This window comes from Micromonospora sp. DT62, from assembly GCF_049847285.1.
Lineage (GTDB): Bacteria > Actinomycetota > Actinomycetes > Mycobacteriales > Micromonosporaceae > Micromonospora > Micromonospora reichwaldensis.
In genome coordinates this window covers 71,844-96,894 of sequence record NZ_JBNCOB010000028.1, presented here as the reverse complement: position 1 = coordinate 96,894, position 25,051 = coordinate 71,844, and the positions used below count along the sequence as shown (strand labels likewise).

General features: G+C 73.7%; 27 protein-coding genes and 1 riboswitch. Of the genes, 12 read left to right on the top strand and 15 right to left on the bottom strand.

Annotated elements, in window-relative coordinates; translation table 11 throughout:
• Positions 1–281: 281 nt before the first annotated feature.
• The 4 genes from dusB to ACPXCB_RS27240 all read right to left on the bottom strand — a co-directional run bounded on the left by dusB (position 282) and on the right by ACPXCB_RS27240 (position 3,950).
• Positions 282–1,454 (bottom strand): tRNA dihydrouridine synthase DusB, encoded by a 1,173-nt coding sequence (gene dusB, locus ACPXCB_RS27255; protein WP_425878604.1) that lies wholly within the window; start codon positions 1,452–1,454, stop codon positions 282–284.
• Positions 1,455–1,514: 60 nt separating this feature from the next.
• Positions 1,515–2,894 carry a glycine--tRNA ligase gene (locus ACPXCB_RS27250; RefSeq protein ID WP_101412337.1) on the bottom strand — a complete coding sequence of 460 codons (1,380 nt, stop codon included), beginning with the start codon at positions 2,892–2,894 and terminating at the stop codon, positions 1,515–1,517.
• Positions 2,895–3,008: 114 nt separating this feature from the next.
• Positions 3,009–3,482 (bottom strand): hypothetical protein, encoded by a 474-nt coding sequence (locus ACPXCB_RS27245; protein WP_425878613.1) that lies wholly within the window; start codon positions 3,480–3,482, stop codon positions 3,009–3,011.
• A 126-nt stretch (positions 3,483–3,608) separates the two neighbouring features.
• On the bottom strand, positions 3,609–3,950 hold the full coding sequence (locus ACPXCB_RS27240) for an antibiotic biosynthesis monooxygenase family protein (protein ID WP_311414944.1): 342 nt from the start codon (positions 3,948–3,950) through the stop codon (positions 3,609–3,611).
• A gap of 27 nt (positions 3,951–3,977) precedes the next feature.
• Here ACPXCB_RS27240 and ACPXCB_RS27235 point away from each other — a divergent pair, with 27 nt between their 5' ends.
• The 7 genes from ACPXCB_RS27235 to ACPXCB_RS27205 all read left to right on the top strand — a co-directional run bounded on the left by ACPXCB_RS27235 (position 3,978) and on the right by ACPXCB_RS27205 (position 8,311).
• Positions 3,978–4,235 (top strand): hypothetical protein, encoded by a 258-nt coding sequence (locus ACPXCB_RS27235; protein WP_425878603.1) that lies wholly within the window; start codon positions 3,978–3,980, stop codon positions 4,233–4,235.
• 54 nt (positions 4,236–4,289) lie between these two features.
• Positions 4,290–5,270 carry a metal ABC transporter substrate-binding protein gene (locus ACPXCB_RS27230; RefSeq protein WP_425878601.1) on the top strand — a complete coding sequence of 327 codons (981 nt, stop codon included), beginning with the start codon at positions 4,290–4,292 and terminating at the stop codon, positions 5,268–5,270.
• Positions 5,267–6,028 (top strand): metal ABC transporter ATP-binding protein, encoded by a 762-nt coding sequence (locus ACPXCB_RS27225; RefSeq protein ID WP_425878599.1) that lies wholly within the window; start codon positions 5,267–5,269, stop codon positions 6,026–6,028. Before ACPXCB_RS27230 ends, ACPXCB_RS27225 begins: the two co-directional genes overlap by 4 nt.
• A gap of 2 nt (positions 6,029–6,030) precedes the next feature.
• Positions 6,031–6,897: a metal ABC transporter permease gene (locus tag ACPXCB_RS27220; protein WP_425878597.1), complete on the top strand. Its 867-nt coding sequence runs from the start codon at positions 6,031–6,033 to the stop codon at positions 6,895–6,897.
• A 43-nt stretch (positions 6,898–6,940) separates the two neighbouring features.
• A complete protein-coding gene (locus ACPXCB_RS27215) occupies positions 6,941–7,240 on the top strand; it encodes an ArsR/SmtB family transcription factor (protein WP_088998913.1) in 300 nt (99 codons plus the stop codon).
• Between the two features lie 2 nt (positions 7,241–7,242).
• Positions 7,243–7,635 carry a Fur family transcriptional regulator gene (locus tag ACPXCB_RS27210; RefSeq protein ID WP_425878595.1) on the top strand — a complete coding sequence of 131 codons (393 nt, stop codon included), beginning with the start codon at positions 7,243–7,245 and terminating at the stop codon, positions 7,633–7,635.
• A gap of 70 nt (positions 7,636–7,705) precedes the next feature.
• Complete coding sequence (locus tag ACPXCB_RS27205; protein WP_425878593.1) at positions 7,706–8,311, top strand: hypothetical protein; 606 nt, start codon at positions 7,706–7,708, stop codon at positions 8,309–8,311.
• A gap of 145 nt (positions 8,312–8,456) precedes the next feature.
• Here ACPXCB_RS27205 and ACPXCB_RS27200 read toward each other — a convergent pair whose 3' ends face one another.
• The 6 genes from ACPXCB_RS27200 to ACPXCB_RS27175 all read right to left on the bottom strand — a co-directional run bounded on the left by ACPXCB_RS27200 (position 8,457) and on the right by ACPXCB_RS27175 (position 14,852).
• Positions 8,457–10,529 (bottom strand): acyl-CoA dehydrogenase family protein, encoded by a 2,073-nt coding sequence (locus ACPXCB_RS27200; protein ID WP_425878591.1) that lies wholly within the window; start codon positions 10,527–10,529, stop codon positions 8,457–8,459.
• Positions 10,530–10,644: 115 nt separating this feature from the next.
• Positions 10,645–11,142 carry a DUF6328 family protein gene (locus ACPXCB_RS27195; RefSeq protein WP_425878590.1) on the bottom strand — a complete coding sequence of 166 codons (498 nt, stop codon included), beginning with the start codon at positions 11,140–11,142 and terminating at the stop codon, positions 10,645–10,647.
• Between the two features lie 153 nt (positions 11,143–11,295).
• On the bottom strand, positions 11,296–12,060 hold the full coding sequence (locus ACPXCB_RS27190; protein ID WP_425878588.1) for a sugar isomerase domain-containing protein: 765 nt from the start codon (positions 12,058–12,060) through the stop codon (positions 11,296–11,298).
• A gap of 55 nt (positions 12,061–12,115) precedes the next feature.
• On the bottom strand, positions 12,116–12,946 hold the full coding sequence (locus tag ACPXCB_RS27185; protein WP_425878586.1) for an alpha/beta fold hydrolase: 831 nt from the start codon (positions 12,944–12,946) through the stop codon (positions 12,116–12,118).
• 56 nt (positions 12,947–13,002) lie between these two features.
• Entirely contained in the window at positions 13,003–13,854 is an 852-nt protein-coding gene (locus tag ACPXCB_RS27180) for a TIGR03943 family putative permease subunit (protein WP_425878584.1), read from the bottom strand.
• Positions 13,851–14,852, bottom strand: a complete 1,002-nt coding sequence (locus ACPXCB_RS27175; RefSeq protein WP_425878612.1) for a permease — start codon at positions 14,850–14,852, stop codon at positions 13,851–13,853. Before ACPXCB_RS27175 ends, ACPXCB_RS27180 begins: the two co-directional genes overlap by 4 nt.
• Before the next feature lie 200 nt (positions 14,853–15,052).
• Positions 15,053–15,158: riboswitch (TPP riboswitch) on the top strand.
• 73 nt (positions 15,159–15,231) lie between these two features.
• Here ACPXCB_RS27175 and ACPXCB_RS27170 point away from each other — a divergent pair.
• From ACPXCB_RS27170 to ACPXCB_RS27160, 3 genes are all read left to right on the top strand, one after another.
• The gene (locus tag ACPXCB_RS27170) at positions 15,232–15,825 is read left to right on the top strand and encodes an ECF transporter S component (protein WP_425878582.1); all 594 of its coding nucleotides are present in this window, start codon (positions 15,232–15,234) and stop codon (positions 15,823–15,825) included.
• Positions 15,826–15,979: 154 nt separating this feature from the next.
• Positions 15,980–17,395 carry an ABC transporter ATP-binding protein gene (locus ACPXCB_RS27165; RefSeq protein ID WP_425878580.1) on the top strand — a complete coding sequence of 472 codons (1,416 nt, stop codon included), beginning with the start codon at positions 15,980–15,982 and terminating at the stop codon, positions 17,393–17,395.
• A gap of 247 nt (positions 17,396–17,642) precedes the next feature.
• Complete coding sequence (locus ACPXCB_RS27160; RefSeq protein ID WP_425878578.1) at positions 17,643–18,443, top strand: energy-coupling factor transporter transmembrane component T family protein; 801 nt, start codon at positions 17,643–17,645, stop codon at positions 18,441–18,443.
• A 188-nt stretch (positions 18,444–18,631) separates the two neighbouring features.
• Here ACPXCB_RS27160 and ACPXCB_RS27155 read toward each other — a convergent pair whose 3' ends face one another.
• Complete coding sequence (locus ACPXCB_RS27155) at positions 18,632–18,868, bottom strand: hypothetical protein (RefSeq protein ID WP_421453262.1); 237 nt, start codon at positions 18,866–18,868, stop codon at positions 18,632–18,634.
• 505 nt (positions 18,869–19,373) lie between these two features.
• Here ACPXCB_RS27155 and gndA point away from each other — a divergent pair.
• Entirely contained in the window at positions 19,374–20,816 is a 1,443-nt protein-coding gene (gndA, locus tag ACPXCB_RS27150; RefSeq protein WP_425878610.1) for an NADP-dependent phosphogluconate dehydrogenase, read from the top strand.
• Positions 20,817–20,960: 144 nt separating this feature from the next.
• Here the strand turns inward: gndA and ACPXCB_RS27145 are convergent, their stop codons facing one another.
• From ACPXCB_RS27145 to recO, 3 genes are all read right to left on the bottom strand, one after another.
• The gene (locus ACPXCB_RS27145; protein ID WP_151452829.1) at positions 20,961–21,146 is read right to left on the bottom strand and encodes a hypothetical protein; all 186 of its coding nucleotides are present in this window, start codon (positions 21,144–21,146) and stop codon (positions 20,961–20,963) included.
• Between the two features lie 64 nt (positions 21,147–21,210).
• On the bottom strand, positions 21,211–22,014 hold the full coding sequence (locus ACPXCB_RS27140) for an isoprenyl transferase (RefSeq protein WP_121400234.1): 804 nt from the start codon (positions 22,012–22,014) through the stop codon (positions 21,211–21,213).
• 8 nt (positions 22,015–22,022) lie between these two features.
• Entirely contained in the window at positions 22,023–22,865 is an 843-nt protein-coding gene (recO, locus tag ACPXCB_RS27135; protein WP_425878576.1) for a DNA repair protein RecO, read from the bottom strand.
• A 100-nt stretch (positions 22,866–22,965) separates the two neighbouring features.
• On the opposite strand from recO, the gene ACPXCB_RS27130 reads away from it, so the two are divergent.
• Positions 22,966–23,796 carry a DUF4097 family beta strand repeat-containing protein gene (locus ACPXCB_RS27130; protein WP_425878575.1) on the top strand — a complete coding sequence of 277 codons (831 nt, stop codon included), beginning with the start codon at positions 22,966–22,968 and terminating at the stop codon, positions 23,794–23,796.
• On the opposite strand, the gene ACPXCB_RS27125 is transcribed toward ACPXCB_RS27130, so the two are convergent.
• Positions 23,783–24,949, bottom strand: a complete 1,167-nt coding sequence (locus ACPXCB_RS27125) for an acyltransferase family protein (RefSeq protein WP_425878573.1) — start codon at positions 24,947–24,949, stop codon at positions 23,783–23,785. The two genes, ACPXCB_RS27130 and ACPXCB_RS27125, sit on opposite strands and share 14 nt — an antisense overlap.
• Between the last annotated feature and the right edge of the window lie 102 nt (positions 24,950–25,051).

Genomic DNA, 25,051 nt, shown 5'->3' with positions numbered 1-25,051 from the left:
ACATCTCGAACACCGACACGCGAAGATCCTCACTCAACAGCTCAAGCCCTGGCACCGACTTCGACACAGGCCCTAGCCGCAGCTGTAGCCCCCCCGGGGGGGGCAGCCGAGTCTTCACCTTCACCCGGCGTCCGCAGCCGAGCAGGCCGGGGCCGAGCCGCAGCCGAGGCCCGGGGCGGCAGCCGGGCCCGGGGCGGCGACCGAGGGCCGGGGAGCAGCCGGGCCCCGGGCGGCGACCGAGGGCCGGGGGCAGCAGGGACCCGCAGCCGGCGGCCGAGGGCTCAGCCGCCCGAGTCCGCCAGCTCGGCGCCCTCCGGGACGGTGTCGTCGTCACGGCTGGCCAGCCAGCCGTCCGGCAGGAAGACCTTGCCGGGCGAGTTGGTGCGGCCGCGCGGCTGGCCCAATGTGGCCACGGGGAAGGGCTCGGTCGGGTCCAGCTTGGCGAGCAGGTCGTCGAGCTGGGTCAGGTTCTCGATCATGGCCAGCTCGCGGCGCAGCTCGCTGCCGACCGGGAAGCCCTTGAGGTACCAGGCGACGTGCTTGCGGAAGTCCGTGCAGCCGTCCCGCTCGCCCCGGGCGGGGGTGCGGGAGCCGGCGGTGAACTGGTCGACCAGCAGTTCGGCGTGGCGGCGCATGGTCCGCGCCACCTCGCCGAGGGTGGGCAGGCGGCGTTCCGGGCGGCCGTCGAACGCGGCCTCCAGGTCGGCGAAGAGCCACGGGCGGCCCAGGCAGCCACGGCCGATGACCACCCCGTCGACGCCCGTGTGCGCCACCATCCGCAGCGCGTCGTCGGCCTCCCAGATGTCGCCGTTGCCGAGCACCGGCACGTCGAGGGCCTGCTTGAGCGTCGCGATGGCGTCCCAGTCCGCCGTGCCGGAGTAGCGCTGCGCGGCCGTACGCCCGTGCAGGGCGACCGCCGCCACGCCCGCGTCCTGGGCGGCGAGGCCCGCTTCGACGTACGTCAGGTGGTCGTCGTCGATGCCCTTGCGCATCTTGACCGTGACCGGCACCCCGGCGGGTGACGCGGCTTCCACCGCGGCCCTGACCAGCCGCGCGAAGAGCCGGCGGCGCCACGGCAGGGCCGAGCCGCCGCCCTTGCGGGTGACCTTGGGGACGGGGCAGCCGAAGTTGAGGTCGATGTGGTCGGCGAGGTCCTTCTCCACCACGATCCGCACGGCGGCGGCGGTGATCTCGGGGTCGGTGCCGTAGAGCTGGAGGCTGCGGGGCCGCTCGTCGTCGCCGAACGCGATCATGCGCAGCGTCTTCGGGTTCCGCTCGACCAGCGCGACGGTGGTGATCATTTCGCAGACGTAGATGCCGCCGCCCTGTTCGCGGCAGAGCTGCCGGAAGCCGACGTTGGTGATGCCGGCCATCGGCGCGAGCACCACCGGCGGCCACACCTCGTGCCGCCCGATCGTCAGCGGGCGCAATGCGGGAACGGTCGGCGCGGTCACCGGACAAGTGTACGGGCCCCAGCCGGCGCAACTTCCGCACCGGCCGGGGCCCGCCGCAGCTCAGCAGCCGGGGAGGCGCTCGATCAGATAGCGCTCGACCTGGTCCAGCGCGATGCGCTCCTGGGCCATGGTGTCCCGGTTCCGGACGGTCACCGCGTTGTCGTCCAGGGTGTCGAAGTCGACCGTCACACAGAACGGGGTGCCGATCTCGTCCTGGCGGCGGTAGCGGCGGCCGATCGCCTGCGAGTCGTCGAACTCCACCACCCAGCGCTTGCGCAGGTCGGCGGCGAGGCCCTTCGCCTTCGGCGAGAGCGCCTCGTTGCGCGACAGCGGCAGCACGGCCACCTTGACCGGGGCCAGCCGCGGGTCGAAGCGCATCACCGTGCGCTTGTCCACGCCGCCCTTGGTGTTCGGCGCCTCGTCCTCGTCGTACGCCTCCAGCAGGAACGCGAGCACCGCGCGGGTGAGGCCGGCGGCCGGCTCGATGACGTACGGCATCCAGCGCTCGCCCTTGGCCTGGTCGAAGTAGGACAGGTCGACGCCGGAGTGCTTGCTGTGCGTGGTGAGGTCGAAGTCGGTGCGGTTGGCGATGCCCTCCAGCTCCGCGAACTCGGTCCCGCCGAACTGGAAGCGGTACTCGATGTCGACGGTGCGCTTCGAGTAGTGGGAGAGCTTCTCCTTCGGGTGCTCGTAGAAGCGCAGGTTGCTCTCCGACAGGCCCAGGTCGAGGTACCAGTTCCAGCGCTCGGAGAGCCAGTACTCGTGCCACTGCTCGTCCGAGCCCGGCTCGACGAAGAACTCCATCTCCATCTGCTCGAACTCGCGGGTGCGGAAGATGAAGTTGCCCGGGGTGATCTCGTTACGGAACGACTTGCCGGTCTGGGCGATGCCGAACGGCGGCTTCTTGCGGGCGACCGTCTCGACGTTCTTGTAGTTGACGAAGATGCCCTGGGCGGTCTCGGGCCGCAGGTAGTGCATGCCCTCCTCGCTCTCGACCGGGCCGAGGAAGGTCTTCATCAGGCCGTTGAACATCTTCGGCTCGGTGAAGGTGCCCTTGTTGCCGCAGTTCGGGCAGTTCAGCTCGGTCAGCGAGGCCGGCGGCTTGCCGTGCTTGGCCTCGTACGCCTCCTCGAGGTGGTCGGCCCGGAACCGCTTGTGGCACGACTGGCACTCGGTCAGCGGGTCGACGAAGGCGTCCAGGTGGCCGGAGGCGGCCCAGACGTCGCGGGCCAGGATCACGGCGGAGTCGAGGCCGACCACGTCGTCGCGCTGCTGGACCATCGTCTTCCACCACTGCCGGCGGACGTTCTCCTTCAGCTCCACGCCGAGCGGACCGTAGTCCCACGCCGACCGGGTGCCTCCGTAGATCTCGCTGGAGGGGAAGACGAAGCCTCGGCGCTTGGCGAGGCTGACGACGGCGTCGATACGGTCGGCTGGCATGTTTCCTCCTACGCCGACTGGCGGTCGGCGGGGACGCGGTAAGGACGGAAGGAACAGTTCGGGACAACGGTACGACCCGTGCCGTCCCGGGCCCAGCAGAATACCGGGGGCGGGTCAGCTCACCCCGCACACCTCCATGCCGCCGGTCTGCTGGTCCTGCCCGAGGGTGACCTCCTGCCGGTCCTGCCGGCCGCCCGTGTAGGTGACGTCGACGGGCACGGTGAGGGAGACGGCGTCCACGTCGCCCACCTGGAAGGTCGCGATCTGCGGCTCGGCGGCCACCCGGCGCTCGAACTCGCGGCGTGACTCGCGCCGCTGCGCGTCGTCGCAGAGCTGGTCGTACGCCGCGCCGTACTTCCGCTCGACGAGTGCCCGGTAGTAGTCGGTGGAGACGGTGCGTCCCTGCTCACGCACGGCCTGCACCCCGGTCACGGCCAGACCCACCACGGCCGCGCCGCCACCGCCGCAGCAGAGCAGCACGGCGAGCGCCCCGGCTCCCAGCCCGAGCCAGAGCCGGGTGTTGCGCCCCTCGGTGGGCGGCGCCGCGAACGGCGGGGTGACCCCCGGCCCGGCCGGCGGGGCGGGCACGCCCGGGTCCGCCGGCGGGCCGGGCACGGCAGGCGGCTGCGCCCCCTGCTGGCCGGGCGACGGAGGGTACGCCGGCGGGGTCGCCGGTCCGGGAGCGGTCATGCAAGCAATGTAGTGCCCACGGGCTCAGCGGTAAGGACCAGCGGCCCGATCACTGGCGGCCGGGACGACGTCCCCGCCCGGGGCGGCGGTGGCGAGCGCCTCGTACGCCGACGGTTCGTCGAGCGACTCGGCGAGCAGCGGCACAGCGGTGATCTTGACGTCGAAGCCGCCCAGGGCCCGCCGGTAGGTGCCGACCGACTCCCACTCGGTGACCAGGCACCAGTGCCGGGGGTCGTCCAGCGCCCGGACCAGTTGGCCGCGCAGGTAACCGGGGCGGGCCGCGAGGGCGGCGAGGGCGGCGTGCGCCCGCTCGGTGAACTCGTCGGCGACATCGACGTCCACCACGAACCGGTTCGTCACCAGCACGGGGTTCCTCCTCGTAGAGTCTGTGGGATGCAGCGTACGCAGAGCCGGATGCCGGCCCGGTTGGCCCGGGCGAACCCGACGACGGTGTTCCTGGTCACCCTCGTGCTGGTGCTTGTCGCGTTCTTCACCCCCGGCGTGGTCGGCGGGCTGTTGACCCTGCTGCTCGCCGCGGCCATGGCCGCGCTGCTGGTCACCACCTGGTCCGTGCAGACGGCGCCGACCCGGGTGATCCGGCTGGTGGCGCTCACCCTGCTGGTCACCGCGGGCCTGGTGAAGCTGCTCTGACATGCAAGCATGCGTTTTTGACAATCATTATCGTTGTCGCGGAGAGTTCATGGCATGAACATCCGCTCCGCCCCGCGCACCCTGGCCGTCGCCACCACCGCCCTGCTCGCCCTGGGTGGTGTCACGGCCTGCTCCGACGACGGCACCGCCGGCGCCGACCCGCAGCGGGTCGACGTGGTGGCGGCCTTCTACCCGTTGCAGTTCCTCGCCGAGCGCATCGGCGGCGACGCGGTGAAGGTGACCAACCTGGTCAAGCCCGGGGCCGAGCCGCACGACCTGGAACTCAGCCTGGGCCAGGTCGGCCAGGTCGTCGAGGCGGAGCTGGTCGTCCTCCTCAAGGGCTTCCAACCGGCGCTGGACGAGGCCGTCGAGCAGAACGCCGGGGACCGCGCGTTCGACGTGTCGACGGTGCAGCCCCTGAGGGACGCCGCAGCCGGCGGCCACGACCACGAGGGCGGGGAGCACGGCCACCCCGAGGAGTCGGGAAAGGCCGAGGAACCCGGCCATGAGCAGGGCGGCGCCAAGGACCCGCACCTCTGGCTGGACCCGACCCGCCTCGCCACGGTCGGCGACAAGCTCGCCGAGCGGCTCGGCCGGGCCGACCCGGACCGCGCCGCCGACTACACGGCCCGCGCCGCGGCGCTGCGCGCCGAGTTGGCGAAGCTGGACGCCGAGTTCACGGCCGGGCTGAAGACCTGCCAGCGGCGGGAGATCGTGGTCAGCCACACCGCCTTCGGCTACCTGACCGAGCGCTACGGGCTGGAGCAGATCGGCATCACCGGGCTGAGCCCGGAGAACGAGCCCGCCCCGCAACGCCTCGCCGAGGTGATCGAGGAGGCCCGGAAGCACAGGGCCACCACGATCTTCTTCGAGACGCTGGTCAGCCCGAAGGTGGCCGAGACCATCGCCAAGCAGGTCGGCGCGAAGACCGCCGTGCTGGACCCCCTGGAAGGGCTGTCGACCGACGGCGGCGACTACCTTTCGGTGATGCGTACCAACCTTGCGACCCTGAGGACGGCGTTGAGCTGCCAGTGACAACCCCAGTCATCACCGTCGCGCACGGGGTGGTCGGCTACGACGGCCGCCCCGTGCTGCGCGACGTCTCCCTGACCGTCACCGCCGGCGAGGTGGTCGCGGTGCTCGGCGCCAACGGCTCCGGCAAGTCCACCCTGATCCGCGCCGCGCTCGGCCTGGTGGCGCTCAGCTCCGGGTCGGTCACCCTCTTCGACCGCCCGTTGCGCCGGTTCCGGCAGTGGCACCGGATCGGGTACGTCCCGCAGCGCCTCGGCGCCGGCAGCGGCGTGCCGGCCACCGTCGGCGAGGTGGTGGCCTCCGGCAGGCTCGCCCGACGCGGCGTGCTGCGCCCGCCCGGCGCGGCGGACCGGGCCGCGGTGACCGCCGCGCTGGAGTCCGTCGGGCTCGCCGACCGGGTCCGCGATCCGGTCGCCACCCTCTCCGGTGGGCAGCAGCAGCGCACCCTGATCGCCCGGGCGCTGGCCGGCCAGCCGGAACTGCTGGTCCTCGACGAGCCGACCGCCGGGGTCGACGCAGCCAGCCAGGAGGCGTTCGCCGGGGCTCTGCACGACTTCGTCGCCGGTGGCGGCACGGTGCTGCTGGTGGCCCACGAGCTCGGGCCGCTGCGACCGCTGATCACCCGGGCGGTCGTCGTACACCAGGGCGGGATCTGCCACGACGGTGCGGTGCCCGAGCCCGCCGGCCACCACGCGGAGCCCGACCACGACCACGTGCACCCGCACGGTCCCGACGAGCCCGCCGGGCTGTGGAGCAGCTGAGCATGGAACTCTTCCAGTACCCCCACATGCAGCGGGCCCTGATCGGGGCGCTGATCATCGGCCTGGCCGCCCCGGCGCTCGGCATCTACCTCGTGCAGCGGCGGCTCGCCCTGGTCGGCGACGGGGTGGGGCACGTGGCGCTCACCGGCGTCGGCGCGGGCCTGCTGCTCAACCGGTCCCCGGTGCTCGTCGCGGTGGTCGTGGCGACCCTCGGGGCGATCACCATCGAGCTGGTCCGCGCCCGCGGGCGCACCTCCGGCGACCTGGCCCTGGCCCTGCTCTTCTATGGCGGCATCGCCGGCGGCGTGACGCTGGTCGGGCTCTCCGACAGCACCAGCGCCACCCTCAACGCCTACCTGTTCGGGTCGCTGAGCACCATCACGCTGGCGGACCTGACCACCATCTCGGTGCTCGGCGCGGCGATCGGGGTGACCATGCTGGTGCTGCGCCCGGCCCTGTTCGCGGTCTGCCACGACGAGGAGTACGCCCGCGTCTCCGGCCTGCCGGTGCGCACACTCAACCTGCTGCTCGCCGTGGCCACCGCCGTCACGGTGACGATCGCCATGCGGGCCGTCGGGGTGCTGCTGATCAGCGCGTTGATGGTGGTGCCGGTGGCCACTGCGCAGCAGGTGACCCGGGGGTTCCGCAGCACGATGGCGGCGGCGATGGCGCTCGGGCTCTTCGCCGCCGGCTCCGGGGTCTGGGTGGCCGCGAACGCCGACACCGCCCCCGGCGCCTCGGTGGTGCTGATGGCGATCGCCTCGTTCGGGGTGGTCGCCGTCCTCGGCGCGGCGTGGCGGATGCTGCGCCGACGGCGCACCCCCGCCGCCGCGCCCACGCCGGAGCCGCACGAGGTCGTGCTCCACTGATCCTGGTCAGCGCCGTGTCAGTGGGATTGGTTACCGTTACAGGGTGACCGACGGATCAGGCTACGACGCCTTCGAGGGCGCGAGCGAGCTGTTGCGTGCCCTCTCGGCACCGATCCGGCTGGCCATCGTCAGCGAGCTCGCCGAGGGCGAGCGCTGCGTGCACGAGCTGGTCGACAAGCTCGGCGCCGCGCAGCCGCTGGTCTCCCAGCACCTGCGGGTGCTGCGGGGCGCCGGCGTGGTGCGCGGCTCCCGGCGGGGTCGCGAGATCGCGTACGCGCTGGTCGACGAGCACGTCGCACACATCGTGGCCGACGCGGTGAGCCACGCCGGGGAGGGATCATGATCATGGCGGGTTCCACGGTCCGCAACACCCGGCAGCGCTCGGCGGTGAGCGCGCTGCTCGGCGAGCTGGAGGGCTTCCACAGCGCGCAGGAGCTGCACGCGATGCTGCGCGAGCGCGGCGAGCGGGTCGGGCTGACCACCGTCTACCGCACGCTCCAGGGGCTCGCCGACTCGGGCGAGATCGACGTGATGCGCCCGCCGGGCGGCGAGCACCTCTACCGCCGGTGCAGCGAGGGCCACCACCACCACCTGGTCTGCCGGACCTGCGGCCGCACCGTGGAGGTGGCGGGGCCGACGGTGGAGAGCTGGGCCGAGCGGGTGGCGGCGAAGCACGGCTACGCCGACGTCAGCCACACCCTGGAGATCTTCGGCACCTGCCCGGCCTGCGCGAGCTGACCCCGCCCCGAGGGCCCGGCGTCGTTCGCGGCGCGTGCCGGCCGGCGCCGGGCGTGGCACGCTGTCCGGCGTGAAGATCTACGCCGATCGTTTCCCGACCGCCGTCCGACAGTTGATCACCGACCTGCTCGTCGTCGCCTGGGTGTACGGCGCGATCCGTGGCGCGCTGTGGCTGCACGACCTGGTCCAGAAGCTCGCCGTACCCGGGCAGAAGCTGGAGGGCGCCGGCGGCGGCCTGGCCGACAGCCTGGCCGAGGCGGGCGGCAAGGTCGGCCGGGTGCCGCTGGTCGGCGACGAGCTGACCGCGCCGTTCGAGCGGGCCGCCACCGCCGCCCGCTCGCTGGCCGAGGCGGGGCGCGACCAGCAGGAGCTGGTCGACCAGCTCGCCCTCGCGCTGGCCGTCGCCGTGCTGGTCTTCCCGCTCGGCCTGGTGCTCTTCGGTTGGCTGCCGCTGCGGGTGCGCTGGATGCGCCGGGCCGGCTCGGCCGCGAAACTGGCCGCCGTCCCGGCCGGCCGGGACCTGCTCGCCCTGCGCGCGCTGGCCACCCAGCCGCTGGGCCGGCTGACCCGGATCGCGCCCGACGTGGCCGAGTCGTGGCGGCGCGGCGACGACGCCACCGTCGACGCCCTCGCCGCCCTGGAACTACGCCACCTCGGCCTACGCCCCAACCGCTGACCCCCTGCCCCACCCCGCCCGGCCCGCCCCGGCCCCGCCGCGCCCCGGCGATCATGCAGTTGTGGTGCCCGGAACGGCCACTTTCGCCGCTTCTATGGGGCACCACAACTGCATGATCGACGCCAGGGTGAGGGGTGGGGGCGGGTCAGGAGGAGGGTGGGGGTGGAATGCGGCGGCGGGTGTCGTCGGCGGTGGACGGGCCGGGCGACCAGGGGGCCACCCACGGGAGGTCGTCGGCGGGGGTGATCACGCCGTCCTCCAGGGCGGCGTAGCGCCCGGCCAGGATCCGCTTCGCGGCTGCCGTGTCGACGGAGTCGGTGTTGTCCCACAGGGCGGTGAAGAGCGCGTCGACGCGTACCCGGGCCTGCCGGCAGAACAGGTCGGCCAGCTCGACGTTCTCGGGGCGGGTGTCCCGCTCGGCGTAGGCGCGCACGCAGACCGCGGACATCGCGAACAGCTCCGCGCCGATGTCCACCACCCGGCCGAGGAACGCCTGCTTGCGCTCCATCTTTCCCTGCCAGCGGGACATCGCGTAGAACGTCGACCGGGCCAGCTTGCGCGAGGCGCGCTCCACCTGCCGCAGGTGGCCGGCGAGCGGGCCGAACTCGGCGTACGCCGACGGGCGCTGTCCCCTGCCGACGGCGAGAGTCGGCAGCCACTTCGCGTAGAAGGCGCCGGCCCGCGCCCCGGCCTTCGCCTTGCGGCCGAGCCCGGCGTCCGGGTCGATGATGTCGCCGGCGACCGACAGGTGCGCGTCGACCGCCTCCCGGGCGATGAGCAGGTGCATGATCTCGGTGGAGCCCTCGAAGATGCGGTTGATCCGCAGGTCGCGCAGCAGCTGCTCGACGGCGGCCGGTCGCTCGCCCCGCGCGGCGAGGGAGTCGGCCGTCTCGTAGCCGCGACCGCCCCGGATCTGCACCAGCTCGTCGGCGATCTTCCAGGCCATCTCGCTGGCGTAGAGCTTGACCAGCGCCGCCTCGATCCGGATGTCGTTACGGTCGTCGTCGGCGAGCAGGCAGCAGAGGTCCAGCATGGTCTCCATGCCGTACGTCGTCGCGGCGATGAAGGAGAGCTTCTGGGCCACCGCCTCGTGCTCGCCCACGGGCCGCCCCCACTGCACCCGGTCGACGGCCCACTCCCGGGCCACGTTCAACGCCCACTTGCCGGCGCCGACACACATCGCCGGCAGCGACAGCCGCCCGGTGTTCAGGGTGGTCAGCGCGATCTTCAGGCCCTTGCCCTCGCCTCCGATGACGTTCTCCTTCGGTACGAAGACGTCGTGGAAGCGGGTCAGGCTGTTCTCCAGGCCGCGCAGGCCGATGAAGGCGTTGCGTTGTTCGACGGTGATGCCCTCGGTGTCGCCCTCGACGACGAAGGCGGTGATCCCGCCGCGCCGCCCTTCAGCGGCGGGCACCCGGGCCATCACCACGAGCAGGGAGGCGACGGTGCCGTTGGTGGCCCACAGCTTCACGCCGTTGAGGCGGTAGCCCGTGCCGTCGGGCGTGGGCTCGGCGGTGGTGGCCAGCCGGGCCGGGTCGGAGCCGACGTCCGGTTCGGTGAGCAGGAACGCGGAGACCTCACCGGCGGCGAGCCGGGGCAGGAAGCGCTGCTTCTGCTCGGCGGTGCCGAACATCTTCAGCGGCTGCGGCACCCCGATCGACTGGTGCGCCGAGAGCAGCGCGCCGATCGCCGGGCTGACCGAGCCGGCCAGCATGAGTGCCCGGCAGTAGTGCAGGTTGCTGAGCCCGAGCCCGCCGTACGACCGGTCGATCTTCATGCCGAAGGCGCCGAGCCGGGCCAGGCCCTGGAACACCTCGTCCGGGATGGACGCGTCCCGCTCGATAGCGGCGCCGTCCACCTCGGAGGCGAGGAACTCGCGGAACCGGCCGAGGAATTCGTCGGCGCGGGCGACGTCCGCCGGGTCGGAGCGCGGCCAGGGGTTGATCAGGTCGAGCCGGAACCGGCCGAGGAAGAGTTCCTTGCCGAAGCTGGGACGGTCCCAGGAGGACTCCCGGGCCGCCTCGGCGACCTGTCGGGCCTCCTTCTCGGAGACCTGGCCGGCCTCGGTCGGCAGGGGCCCGGCCCCGCCGGCAGCGGGCGGTGTGTCGGCGGCGGCAGGCGGGATGTCGGCGGCGGCAGGCGGGGCGTCGGCCGACGGCGGCGGTTGGTCGGCGCCTGATCCGTCGGGCGCGGGTCGGCTGTTGTGTGTCGCGGTCACGGCGGCCCCCTCGAACCTCGGTCCGGATGCGTCAACGTGCTCGACGAACAGCACGCTACCCCCGGGCGTTACCCAGGGGTAGCGATCGGTAAATATCGAGTTGTGTCGACCTTGGTCAGTCGCCGAGGGACCGTGGCTCGTTCTCGTCGTCTTCGTCGTCGTCGCCCCAGTTGCGGCGGGAGAACGGCAGGAACACCCAGAAGGTGAGGAACCATAGGCCGGTGAGGCCGCTGAGCACCAGGGCGATGCCCCGGTCCAGCACGAAGTCGGTGATCAGCAGCACCGCGCTGACCATCGAGATCAGCATGAAGGCGAGCCCGCCGCTGGCCATCCGGTGGGCGAACCGGACCAGCTCCGGCTTGCGGCCCTGCCGGAACAGCGCGCGGTGGAACGCCACCGGAGAGATGATCATCGCGGTGGCGGCGGCCGCGGCCAGCAACGCGACGATGTAGACGTCCTTCTGGAAGCCACTCGTACGGGTGAAGCCGTTGCTGAACGGCAGGGTGAGCAGGAACGCGAAGAGGATCTGCACGCCGGTCTGGGCGACCCGAAGCTCCTGGAGCAGGTCGGCGAAGTTGCGCTGCCAGCGCTGCTTCTCGGTTTCCTTGGACACGCGCTACCTCCGGTCAGACGGTACTGCCGGCGGGGGCGGCCGGCGGCAGCATCGCTGATGCCCCACCCGTCGACGCGCGAAACCGACTCACGTCACTGTCTGACGCGCCGATTCCATGTCGATCGTCATGCGGCCGACCGTAGCCACAATGCGTCAGGAGCCGCGGCGGATCCGGCCCGCGTACCGGGCCTCGAGGGCGTTGTTGTGCTCGTCGCCCCCGGCGATGTTGGCTGACAGGTAGACCGGGGGCCGCTCCCCCGCCGCCAGCAGCCGCGCCACCACCTCGACCGTGATCTGCTGCGCCAACAGTGCCGCGGTGATCGACGAGACCGCGCCGACCGCGCCCCCGCCGGGCAGGGGCAGCGTCGCGTCGCCGTACGGGGCGCCGTTGTCGAGCACCACGTCGGCGAAGTCGGCGAGCTTGCGTCCCGACGGGTGGCGCGAGGCCATCTGTCCGGAGTGCTGCGCCGAGGTGATCGCGACCAGCCCGTGGCCCTTCTCCCTGACCAGCGACGCGAACTCCACCATCGCGCCGTTCACGCCGGAGTTGGAGGCGAGCACGAAGACGTCCCGGGGGCTGACGGGAGCCAGCTCGTAGAGGCGGTGCGCCACCGACGGGTCGCGCTCCAGCAGTGGCCCGAGCACGTCGGCCGGGGCGCCGCCGCGCAGCACCAGGTCCCGCAGGGCGATGCGGTTCGTCGGGACCAGCCCGCCGGCCCGCCCGGCGATCTCCATGGCCAGCGCCTCGGAGTGGCCGGTGCCGAACGCGTGGACCACGCCGTCGGCGCGTACCGCCTCGGCGATCAGGTCGGCGGCGCGCCCCACCGCCTCGCGCTGGCTCTCGGCGACCCGGTGCATCGTGGCGGTCACCACGGCCAGGAAGTCCTCGGCCTTCACCGTCGTGTCTGCTCGGTCCATGTCGTACCTCCGTCAGGGTGGGCCCGGCGTCCGTCGGCCGGCGTCGCGGGGAAGGTCAGACCGGGTCGTGCACCCGGGCGAGGATCGCCTCGGCCAGCGCGGCGGGCGCCTCGTCGGGGATCCAGTGGCTGACCCGGGGCAGCTCGACGAAGCGGTAGTCGGCGGTCACGTGCTCGGCGCACGCCTCGGCGGCGGTCCGGCCGATCGCGATGTCCCGACCGCTCCACACGAACGTGGTCGGCACCGCCACCGGCCCGGTGGCGGCCAGGTCCCGGCGGGACATCGCGCGGTACCAGTTCAGGGCGGCGGTCAGCGCGCCCGGCTCGCGCATCGGATCCGCGTACGAGGCCACCCGCGCGTCGTCGCCGACCCCGTGCAGCATCCGGCGCAGCCCGGTCGCGCCCAGCACCAGCAGCGCCTTCTCCGCCGTGCCCGGCTTGCGGAACACCGTCATGTACGCCGAGCGCGCCTTCTGCCCCGTGTCCTCGGCCAGCGCCCACGCCATGGCGGCGGGGTGCGGCACGGAGACCGCGGTCAGCGTGCGGACCCGATCGGGATGGTGGGCCGCGACGGCCCAGGCCACGACCGCGCCCCAGTCGTGCCCCACCAGGTGCGCCGCGTCGACGCCCAGCGCGTCGAGTACGCCCACCGCGTCGGCGACCAGCTCCGGCAGCCGGTACGCCTCGACCACCTCGGGCCGCGCGCCCGGCGAGTAGCCGCGCTGGTCCGGCGCGTACGTGCGCAGGCCCGCGGCGTGCAGCGCGGGCACCACGTCGTCGAACTCCCCGCCGTGCTGGGGGAAGCCGTGCAGCAGCAGGACGGGCGTGCCGCCCTCCGGTCCGCCGACGCGGACGTCGAACGTGAACCCCCGGGCCTCGATCCGCATGATCGTGAGCCTACCCAGCGCCGCACCTGGCCGCCCGGGACTGCCGGGCCCACGGGTCACTCGTACTGTTGCCGGGGGACGGGCACCTGCCGCCAGGACTCCACGTCCAGGTAGGGAATCTCGGCGTCGTTGACCGGGTCGCGGGCGATGCGGTCGCTGTAGCGGCCCGTCACCTCGATCCAGGTGTCGTCAGCGAGCCCGTCGGGGGCCGCGCCGGTCAACCCCAGCTTGACCGGCCGCCCGTCGGCGGCGCAGCAGGAGAGCACCATCCGGGCCAGCAGCGGCCGGCCGTCGGGGCCGGTGGTGACGAAGCCGGTCAGTTGGACCCGGCGCGCGCCGATCGAGGTGCCCCGGTCGAACAGGGCCCGGGAGGCGTAGTCGAGCACGGCCACCCGCACCGGGTCGCCGGCGGGCAGCGGCGGATAGTCGGACGGCTGCTGCCGGGTGGTGACGGCGGTGCCGGCCTGCCCGGCCGCGTACGAGCCCAGGGCCGGCGGGGCGACCAGCAGCAGGCCCAGCACGGGCAGGATCAGCAGCCAGCCGACCCGCGGCTCGCGATGCCCGTGCCCGCCGTCGCCGTCGTGCCCGCCGTGCCCGCCGTCACCGTCGTACCCGCCGTCGCCCTCGTGCCCGTCGTCGCCGTCGCCGTGAGCGTCGGGGCCGGGTGTGCGCCGGGACCGCCACCCACCGGCCGGGCCGTCGTTTTGGCCGGCGGGCGTGCGCCGCAGGAGCGGGCGCAGCTCGTAGTAGAGGGTCATGACCGCGGCGGCCACCAGCAGCAGGCCGGCGGCGATCAGGAAGGGCCGCAGCCCCTCCTTGACGTAGCGCAGGTGCAGGTCGGTGAGGCTGGCCCGGACCACCGCGCCGCCGAGCAGCAGCAGGACGACCGCCTGCGCCTGCCGGTTCACAGCAGCACCGCCCCGGTCGCGGCGGCCACCGCGACGGCCACCGCGAAGGTGGTCGGGGCGAACCGCAGCGCGAACCGCCGGCCGAAGACTGCGGCCTGCATCGAGATGAGCTTGAGGTCGACCATCGGCCCCACCACCAGGAAGACCAGTCGGGAGGTCAGCGAGAACTGCGACAGCGAGGCGGCGACGAAGGCGTCCGCCTCGGAGCAGAGGGAGAGCAGCACGGCGAGCACGGCCAGCGCGAGCACCGAGAGCACCGGCTCGTCGGCGAGGGTCTGCAACCAGCGCTCCGGCACCACGACGTTGATCGTGGCGGCGGCCGCCGCGCCGATGACCAGGAAGCCGCCGGCGTGCGTGACGTCGTGCCGGACCGCCCCCCAGAACGCCCGCCCGCGCGGGCCGCCGTCCAGCTCCGGCCGGCGCGGCAGCCGGATCCAGTCGGCCCGGCCGAGGCGCAGCCACAGCCAGCCCATGACCATCGCCACGAGCAGGCTCGCGACGGCCCGGCCGAGGACCATCGCCGGGTCGTCCGGGAAGGCCACGGCGGTGGCGGTGAGCACGATCGGGTTGATCGCCGGGGCGGCGAGCAGGAACGCCAACGCGGCGGCCGGGGTGACCCCGCGCCGGATCAGCGACCCGGCGATCGGCACGGCCCCGCACTCGCAGCCGGGCAGCACCACACCGGCCGCGCTGGCCACCGGCACCGCGAGCGCGGGGTGACGCGGCAGCGCCCGGGCCCAGAACGACCGGGGCACGAAGACGGCGATCACCGCGGAGAGCAGCACCCCGAAGACCAGGAACGGCACCGCCTGCACCATGACCGAGACGAAGACGGTGGTCCAGGTCTGCAACCGGGGCGCGGAGAGGGCCCGGGCGAGCGGCTCGCGGAAGACGACCAGCAGGATCAGCAGGCCGGCGAGGACCTCCACCGACCCGACCCGCCGGTCCGGGCCGCGGGGCGCCGCCGGCTTTCCCTCGCGTACGCCCGGGGCGGCCACGCCCACCGCACCCGCGTGCGACCCGTCCGGCGCGCGGCGGTCAGCCTCGGATGTCACGTACGTGTCCCTCTGCCGGATTCCCTATGGCCGCCCGAGAGTACCGGGCCGGAATCGACGGCGTCGATCGACTGCGCTGGTGAGCTGCGGAAAGATCACTTTGCCCGATGATCTTCAAAGGTGTTAGCGTCGGGCCACAACTTCACATCCGACAGGGGAGCGCACAGCGCTGAGAGTGCGGGCACCGCCCGCAGACCCTCGAACCTGATCTGGGTAATGCCAGCGCAGGGAGTTCGGTCGACCTCCAGCCGCGTCGACGTCCGGCACGTTCCGGGCGCGGCGTGCGTCTTCTCCTGGTTCTCGTTCGGGACTGGGAGCAATCATGCGAGACAACAACACCGCCACCCGGTGGCGTACCGTCGACGTCGTCGTCGCGGCCGTGATCGCGGTGGCCTTCGGCGTCATCTTCTGGGCCTGGGGCCTGCTCTGGCGGGCCGTCGACCCGGCGTTCGCGTTCTTCCCCGCCGGCCAGGCGATCATGTACGGCGTGTGGCTGGTCCCGGCCGTCCTCGGCGGTCTGGTGATCCGCAAGCCCGGCGCGGCGCTCTTCTGCGAGGCGGTGGCGGCGACGGTCTCCGCGCTGCTCGGCTCGGAGTGGGGCGGCGTCACCATCGTCCAGGGCCTGATCCAGGGGCTCGGCGCCGAGCTGGCCTTCGCCGCGTTCCGGTACCGCTCGTTCCGGCTGCCCACCGCGCTGATCGCGGGCGCGCTGACCGGCCTCGGCGCGGCCCTGTTCGACTTCTTCGTCTGGAACAGCGAGTACGCCCTGGGCAGCTACCGGATCCCCTACGCCCTGCTCACCATCGTCAGCGCCACGATCGTCGCGGGTGCCGGCGGCTGGGCCCTGACCCGCGCCCTGGCCACCACGGGCGCCCTGGACCGCTTCCCCGCCGCCCGCAACCGCCCCCCAATCTGACCCCACCCCCTCCCCTCCCCCCACCCCTCCCCACCCCACCCCCACCCGGCCGCGTTGATCATGAAGTTATTGCCACGACACGCCGTGCCGAACGACAACAACCTCATGATCAACGCCCGCGGGCGGGCAGGAATCAAGGAAGGAGGGGGGCGGCGTGGGGGCGGTTACGTTGCGGGGGTTCGGGTGGCGGCATGCCGGGCGGCGGGCCTGGGCTGTGCGCGGGGTGGACCTGCGCGTGGAAGCCGGGGAGCGAGTACTGCTGCTGGGGCCCTCCGGGGCCGGCAAGAGCACGCTGCTCGCCGCGCTGGCCGGGCTGCTGCCCGAGGACTCGGGCGAGCAGGAGGGCACCGTCGAGATCGACGGGCTCGACCCCCGCAAGGGCCGGGAGCGGGTCGGCATCGTCTTCCAGGACCCGCAGACCCAGCTCGTGATGGCCCGCAGCGGCGACGACGTGGCGTTCGGGTTGGAGAACCGCGGCATCCCCGCCGGGGAGATCTGGCCCCGCGTCGACGAGGCGCTGACCCGGGTCGGTTTCCCGTACCCCCGGGACCGCCCCACCGCCGCGCTCTCCGGCGGCGAGCAGCAGCGGCTCGCCCTGGCCGGGGTGCTGGCCCTGCGCCCCGGCCTGCTGCTGCTCGACGAGCCGACCGCCAACCTCGACCCGACCGGCGCGGCGCTGATCCGGGCGGCGGTGGCCGGCGCGCTCGACGCCGACACCACGCTGATCCTGGTCGAACACCGCGTCGCCGAGGCGTTGCCCCTGGTCGACCGGGTGGTCGTGCTCGAACCCGGCGGCGGCGTCCGCGCCGACGGCACGCCCGAGGCCGTCTTCGGTACGCACGGCGACGCGCTCGCCGACGAGGGCGTCTGGGTGCCCGGCCGCCCGGTACCGCCCCGCCACGCGACCGCGCCCCCCGGCGACGTGCTGGTCGCCGCCGACCGGCTCGGCCTGCCGCCCCGGCTGGCCCCCGTCGACCTGGCGGTACGCGCCGGCGAGGCGCTCGCCGTCGTCGGGCCCAACGGGGCCGGCAAGTCGACCCTCGCCCTGCTGCTGGGCGGCCTGCTCAAGCCCGGGACGGGCCGGATCGCGGCGACGACGGCACTGGCCGGTGGCGACGCCCGCACTCCCCCGCACCGCTGGCGCGCCCCGGCACTGGCCCACCGGATCGGCTCGGTCTTCCAGGATCCAGAGCACCAGTTCGTCACCAACACCGTCTTCGACGAGCTGGCGCTCGGCCCGCGCCGCACCGGCCAGCCCGAGGCGGCGGTCCGGTCCACCGTCGAGACCCTGCTGTCCCGGCTGCGGTTGACGAAACTCGCCGCCGCCAACCCGTACACCCTCTCCGGCGGGGAGGCGCGGCGGCTGAGCGTGGCGACCGCCCTGGCCACCGCGCCCCGCCTGCTCGTCTGCGACGAACCGACCTTCGGCCAGGACCGGCGGACCTGGCTGGAGCTGGTGGACCTCTTCGCCGAGCTGCGCGACGCCGGGCACGGCCTGGTCGCCGTCACCCACGACCCGGAGTTCGTCGCCGCCCTGGCAGACCGCCGCCTCACCCTGGAGCGCCCGTGACCAGACCGAACGCCGCACCGGTCACCCACCCAGACCGCCACCCCACTCTGGAACGCCCGTGACCAGACCGAACGCCGCACCGGTCACCCACCCAGACCGCCACCCCACTCTGGAACGCCCGTGACCAGACCGAACGCCACACCGGTCACCCACCCAGACCGCCACCCCACCCTGGAACGCCCATGACCAGCGACCGAACCGCCGCACCGGTCACCCACCCGGACCGCCACTCCACCCTGGGTCGGGCGTGATCAGTTTCGAGCCGGTCGCCGCGCCCGAGGCGCCGCTGGCCAGGCGCAACCCGGTGGCCAAGCTCGCCGCGGCGCTGGTGTTCTCGTTCATCCTGATCGCCACCCTCGACCCGGTGGCCCCGGCCATCGCGATCGCCGTCGAGTTGGCCCTGCTGCCGCTGTTCGGGGTCCGTTTCCGGGTGTTGGCGCGGCGGGCCTGGCCGCTGCTCGTCGGCGCGGTCGGCGTGGTGGTGACGCTGGTGCTCTTCGCGGCCGAGCGCTCCGGCCGGGTCCTCGTCGAGGCCGGTCCGGTGGTGGTCACCTCCGGGGTGCTGCTCACCGCGCTCGGCCTGGTGCTGCGTATGTTCGCGGTGGCGCTGCCCGGCGTGATCGTCTTCGCCACCACCGACCCGACCGACCTGGCGGACGCGCTGATCCAGAACGCGAAGGCGCCGGCCCGGTTCGCCATCGGGGCGCTGGCCGCGTTCCGGCTCGTGCCGCTGCTGGGGCAGGAGTGGCAGATGATCTCCATGGCGCGTCGCGCCCGGGGGGTCGAGGCCGGCCGCAACCCACTGGCGAAACTTCGGTTGTTCGTGTCGACGGCCTTCGCGCTGCTCGTCGGGGCGATCCGCCGGGGCACCCGGCTGGCCGTGGCGATGGACGCCCGGGGCTTCGACGCCGGGGTCCCGCGCACCGTCGCCCGGCGACAGCGCTTCGTCGCCGCCGACGGCCTGCTGATCGCCGGCGCGGCGGTGCTCGCCGGGGCCGCGCTGACCGTCAGCGTGCTGCTCGGCACCTTCCGCCCGTTGATCGGCTGACGCCGCCCGGTGGTCGGTCGACGGACCGGGCGGAGGCGCCGACCGGGCCGGGCAGACGGCGGGCGGAGGCGCCGACCGGGCCGGGCAGACGGCGGGCGGGCCGGGGTGCAGGCGCCTGCCCGGGTGGTCGGGCGACGGGCGGGCCGGGTGGAGTCGCCGGTGATGACGGCTCCACCCGGCCGGCACCGTCAGCTGCGCCGGAAGGCGTACCGGCGGGCCTGCCCGGCCTTCTGGCCGCGCAGCGTGCCGGAGCGGCCGGCGCCGGAGACCGGCGGACCGGCCTTCGGCGCCGCCGGTCGGTCGACCGGCAGCGCCGGCACGACCGGCGCGACCGCCACCTCGTCGAGGTTGACGGGCGTCAGGTCCGCGACGGATGGCGTGGGGACGGTGGTACGGGACTTCTTCGGGTTGCGCCTGGCGGGCATCCGGTGCCTCCTCGGTCTGCGGGCCCTGCCACACCGGAGCAACGTCCGGTGACCGGGGCCCGCCTCGTTCGGCGACCGTCGCGCGACGGTCGGGCGGGATCGGGACAGCTGCCGGGATCGGCCACGAGGAGCACCGCCGCTCGACGGCAGGTGCGGAATGCGGACGCCCGGGAGCACGCGGACCCGCGGCGATGCGGCGGCGGGTCGGCTCGGAAGTGGGGCGTCAGTTGCGCATGCCCACACGCTAGCCGCCCCACCGGTCTCGCGCAGCCGAATTAAACGGCGGGGTCCGCGGCCGGCCGGTCGCGTCCCACGGAGGCCGCCCGGCGGGGTGCGGCCGGCCGGTCGCGCCCCACGGAGGCCACCCCGGCGAAGGATCTCGTCCGGCCCTCGCGTCCTGCGGGGCGACCGCCACGTGGCGGTGACGGGTGCCCGACATGCCTCCGGGACGCCCTGCCCGGCGATACGGTCGCACCGGCGGGTGTCGACGGCGGAGGGCGGACGGATGGCCGGGCGGGCGACGGCACGGATCGGCGTGACCGGGCTGGCGGTGATGGGCCGGAACCTGGCCCGCAACCTGGCCCGCAACAGCCTCGCGGTGGCGGTGCACAACCGATCGCCCGAGCGCACCCGCAGCCTCGTCGCGGAGCACGGGGACGAGGGGACGTTCCTGCCCGCCGAGTCGATGGCCGACTTCGTCGCGTCGCTGGAGCGGCCCCGCGCGGTCATCGTGATGGTCAAAGCGGGCGGCCCCACCGACGCCGTGGTCGACGAACTGGTCCCGCTGCTCGACGCGGGCGACATCGTCGTGGACTGCGGCAACGCGCACTTCGCCGACACCCGCCGGCGGGAGGAGGCGCTACGGGCCCACGGCCTGCACTTCGTCGGCACCGGCGTCTCCGGTGGCGAGGAGGGCGCCCTGCGCGGCCCGAGCATCATGCCGGGCGGATCCGCGGAGTCGTACCGCACGCTCGGGCCGATCTTCGAGCAGATCGCCGCCCAGGTGGACGGGGTGCCGTGCTGCCGGCACATCGGGCCGGACGGCGCCGGGCACTTCGTCAAGATGGTGCACAACGGCATCGAGTACGCCGACATGCAGCTCATCGCGGAGGCGTACGACCTGCTCCGGGCCGGACTGGGCGCGCAGCCGGCGGAGATCGCGGAGATCTTCCGTGGCTGGAACTCCGGCGAGCTGGAGTCCTTCCTGATCGAGATCACCGCCGACGTGCTGGCGCACACCGACGCGGCCACCGGGCGGGCGTTCGTGGACGTCGTGCTGGACCGCGCCGAGCAGAAGGGCACCGGCCGCTGGACGGTGCAGAGCGCGCTCGACCTGGGCATCCCCATCACCGGCATCGCCGAGGCGACCTTCGCCCGCTCGCTGTCCGGGCACGCCGACCAGCGCGAGGCGGCCCGGCGGGCGTTCCCGGAGGCGGGCGCGACCTGGCGGGTCGAGGACTCCGACGCCTTCGTCGAGGACGTCCGCCGCGCCCTGCTCGCCTCGAAGATCGTCGCGTACGCGCAGGGCTTCGACCACATCCGCGCCGGCTCCCGCGAGTACGACTGGGGCATCGACCTGGGCGGCACCGCCACGATCTGGCGGGGCGGCTGCATCATCCGGGCCCGCTTCCTCGACCGTATCCGCCAGGCGTACGACGAGCGGCCCGACCTGCCGACGCTGCTGGTGGCGCCGTGGTTCGCGGACACCGTGAACGACGGCGTGCCGAGCTGGCGGCGGGTGGTGGCCGACGCGGCGCGGGCGGGCGTGCCGGCCCCGGCGTTCGCCTCGTCGCTGGCGTACTTCGACGCGTTGCGCGCCCAGCGGCTGCCGGCCGCCCTGATCCAGGCGCTGCGGGACAACTTCGGGGCGCACACCTACCAGCGTGTGGACCGCGAGGGCACCTTCCACACCCGCTGGCCCACCGACCGCACCGAAACCAGAACCTGACCCGAACCCCCGGAACCCCCGACCCGCGAGTCGATCATGCACTTCTGGTGGGCGGAACGCCCCGGTGTGGGGCTTTCGCGGGGCACCACGACTGCATGATCGACGAACGGGTCGGGGGTGGGGTCAGGTCACGGCCGGGTTGGGTCAGAAGAAGCGACGACGCTTCGCCTTCTGCGGGCGGAGCATGTCGGCGCCCTTGGTGAGCAGGCGGCTCACCCCGGTCGGGCCGCGGCGGGCCTCCAACCCGTGGCTGAGCCGGCGCGCGCCCGCCGCCGCCAACGGCACGGCGACGGCCATCATCGCCCACTGGGCAATACGCTTCTGGATCATGTGGGTTCACCTCCGTCGGTGGCTGCTGACCACCGTGGTACCCCGTCCGACCGGGCGGTAAGCCTCAGGCGGGCGGCGGGGCGACCGGGTTGGGCAGCGCGCCGCCGAAGCGACGGTCCCGCTGCGCGTACAGCTCGCAGGCGTACCAGAGGTGGCGGCGGTCGAAATCGGGCCAGAGCGTGTCGAGGAAGATCAGCTCGGCGTACGCGGTCTGCCAGAGCAGGAAGTTCGAGATCCGCTCCTCGCCGGAGGGACGCAGGAACAGGTCCACCTCGGGGATCTCCGGGTGGTAGAGGTACTTCGCGACGGTCTTCTCGTTGACCTTCTCCGGGTCCAGCCGGCCCGCCGCCACGTCGCGGGCGATGGCGGCGGCGGCGTCGGCGATCTCCGCCTGGCCGCCGTAGTTGACGCAGAACTGGAGGGTCAGCGTCGAGTTGCCCCGGGACATCTCCTCCGCCGTCTGCAACTCGGAGATGACGCTCTTCCAGAGCCGGCCGGCCCGGCCGGACCAGACCACCCGCACCCCCAGGTCGACCAGCTGGTCACGGCGGCGGCGGATGACGTCGCGGTTGAAGCCCATCAGGAACCGGACCTCGTCCGGCGAGCGCCGCCAGTTCTCGGTGGAGAAGGCGTACGCCGACAGGTAGGGGATGCCCAGCTCGATGGCGCCCTCGACCGTGTCGAAGAGGGAGAACTCCCCTGCCTCGTGGCCCTTGGTGCGGGGCAACCCGCGATCCTTGGCCCACCGGCCGTTGCCGTCCATCACCACGGCGACGTGCTTCGGCACCGCGTCGGCGGGCAGCGCCGGCGGCCGGGCGCCCGACGGGTGCGGTGTCGGCGGCACCGGCTCGCGACGCCCGGCCCTCATCGATCGGATCACTCAGTTCTCCCCCTGTTCACGCCGTCCGCACCGGGCCCGGCGCCAGTCGGCGGCGGGACCGGGCCGGCCGCCGGGGCGCCCCGGTCGACCAGCGGCAGCGAGCGTAGCGCGCGCTCCAGGTGCCACTGCAGGTGTGCCGCGACCAGGCCACTGCACTCCCGGCGTACGCCGGTCTCGGTGGCGTCGGCGACCCGCCAGTCGCCGCTGGTCAGCGCGGACATCAGGTCGATGGTGGCCGGGGCGGGGTGGGCCGCGCCGGGCGGCCGGCAGTCCGGGCAGACCGCGCCCCCGGCCGGTACGGAGAACGCCCGGTGCCGCCCCGGCGTGCCGCAGACGGCGCAGGCGGTCAGCGCCGGCGCCCAGCCGGCGAGCGTCATGCCCCGCAGCAGGTACGCGTCGAGCACCAGGGTGGTGGCGTGGCTGCCCTCGGCGAGCGCCCGCAGCGCGCCCAGGGTGAGCTGGAACAGCCGCAGCGACGGCTCCCGCTCGACGGGGGTGAGCCGCTCGGCGGTCTCGGCGATCGCGCTGGCCGCCGTGTAGCGGGAATAGTCGCCGAGGAACCGCTTGCCGTAGAGGTCGATGCCCTCGACCTGGCTGACCGTGTGCAGCGAGCTGCCCAGGTTGCCCTTCGGGTCGCCGGCGAGCTGGAGATCGACGTGACCGAACGGCTCCAGTCGGGCACCGAACTTGCTGGTGGTGCGGCGGATCCCCCGGGCCACCGCGCGGAGCCGGCCGTGCCGGCGGGTGAGCAGGGTGATGATCCGGTCGGACTCGCCGAGCTTCTGCACGCGCAGGACCACCGCGTCGTCGCGGTAGAGCTGTCGGCGGTACCCGGCCATCGGACCATTCTCTCTCGGGGTGCGGAATCAGGGTCAGCTCGGGGTGTCCGCGCGCGGAACCCCGATGCGCGGGGGCCGTCACGCCTCGTAGCGTGCTCGCATGGCTCTGCACCGCACCGCCGCCGCGCTCGCTGCGGCCACCACCCTGATCGTCTCCGCCGGGTGCGACAACCTGTCCTTCCGCCGGCTCGACTACAACAACACCGAGGCGGTCCGGATCAACAGCATCCGGGTGCTCCCGGGGGCCGGCGACGTGACCGTCCGCGCCATCGGCGCGCAGGACGAGGTGCGGATCAAGCGGGTGGTGCGCTACCAGGGCGGTCAACCCGACGCGACGTACGAGGTCAAGGGCGGCGAACTGGTGCTGGACACCGACTGCGGTTCCCGGTGCAGCATCTCCTACGAGGTCACCGCCCCGGACGGGGTGAGCGTGAAGGGCGAGACCGGCTCCGGTGACGTCGACCTGAGCAGGGTGGGCCCGGTGGACATGCGGCTCGGCTCGGGCAACATCCGGGTGACCGCCTCCAGCGGCCCCGTACGCGCGGAGACCGGTTCCGGCAACATCCAGGTGGTCGGCGCCGGCGGGCCCGTCCGCGCGCAGACCGGCTCGGGCAACGTCGAGGTCGACGAGGTTGCCGCCGCGGCCACGCTGCGGACCTCGTCCGGCGACATCACCGGGCACCGCCTCGGCGGCGGGGTGGACGCGGAGACGGGCTCCGGGGACATCGCCGTCGACCTCACGACGCCCGCCTCGGCGCGGGTGCACGCCTCCAGCGGGAGCGTCGAGCTGGTCGTGCCGGCGGGCCGCTACCGGGTCCGCTCCAACACCGACGGCGGCGACGCCGAACTGGGCGTCACCGACGACCCGTCCGCCACGCTGGTGCTCGACCTCTCCACGGGCAGCGGCGACATCACGGTCACCCAGCGTTGATCTCGACGGTCTCCGGCTCCCGCGCGGCCCGGGGCGCCGGCACCACCGTCCGCCCGCTGACCGGTCCGCCGGCCCTACCGTCGACCCCGTGCCGGGTGACCGGTCCGCCGGCCCTACCGTCGGCGGCCGCGTCCACGGTGGCCGGGCCGGGGCGGGCCCGGCCGGGGACCAGCTGCGGCGGCCTGCGGGCGGCCACGTCCTCCACCCAGCCGACGAGGGCGGTCACCGCCGCGACCAGCGCGAAGACCAGCGCCACCCGGATCGCCAGGCCGAGCGGGTCCTGGTGCGACCAGCCCACCACGTCGACCAGTGGGGTGAGCGCCACCACGAACGGCATGTGCCACAGGTAGACGGTGAGCGCCCGCCGGTTGAAGATGGTCACCACCCGGCCGAACGCGGCGCTGCGGTCCACCCAGGGTGCGCTCGCCGGCCCCCGACCGAGCAGCACGAGGACGAAGGCCGCCGACCAGAGGGCGTTGCCCAGGGGGTTGTCGTTCAGGTCGTACCCGCGCGGTCCGGGGTGGGTGACGATCCAGGCGGCCCCGACGGCGGCGAGGGCCAGCGCGACCGGGACCAGCACCCGGTTGGCCAGGCGGCGCAGCATGCCGGCCTGGTGGGCGAAGCCGAGCAGCCAGGCCCCGAAGTAGAGCCCGAACTGGTGCAGCGCCACCGGCAGCGCCGGGAGCAGACCCAGTTCGGCCGCCGCGAGCAGGGCGTACGGGGCGATCAGGGTGGGCACCGGGGCGCGCCGGAACAGCCAGAGGGCCACCGGCGAGGCGAGCACGAACCAGAGGTAGTCGCGCAGGTACCAGATCACGCTGAGCGCGATCGCACCCCAGCCGTTGGCCGGCGGGTCGGCGATGGGGAAGAGCCAGAGCAGCACCTTCGGGCTCAGCGGCAACCCGGTGAGCAGCATGGCCGGTACGAAGACGGCGGCGAGCACCCACAGCGACGGCAGCAGGCGCCGCAGCCGGCGCACGACCGCCCCCGGCCCCCACCGGTGCAGTGAGGCCGCCATCAGCGAGCCGGCGAGCGCGAACATCACCGACATCGCCGGGAAGACGAGGGTCAGCGTGGCCCAACCGGTGACGTGGTAGACGACGACTCGAACGATGGCCAGGAAGCGGAGCAGGTCCAGGTATCGGTTACGCATCAGCCTGCATCTATGTCCGGGGATACGGGGGCTGTCCTACCCCCTACCCTCCGGGCCGAGCACGCCAAACAGAAGAGAACCCACCAGAAGGTGACATCTTCC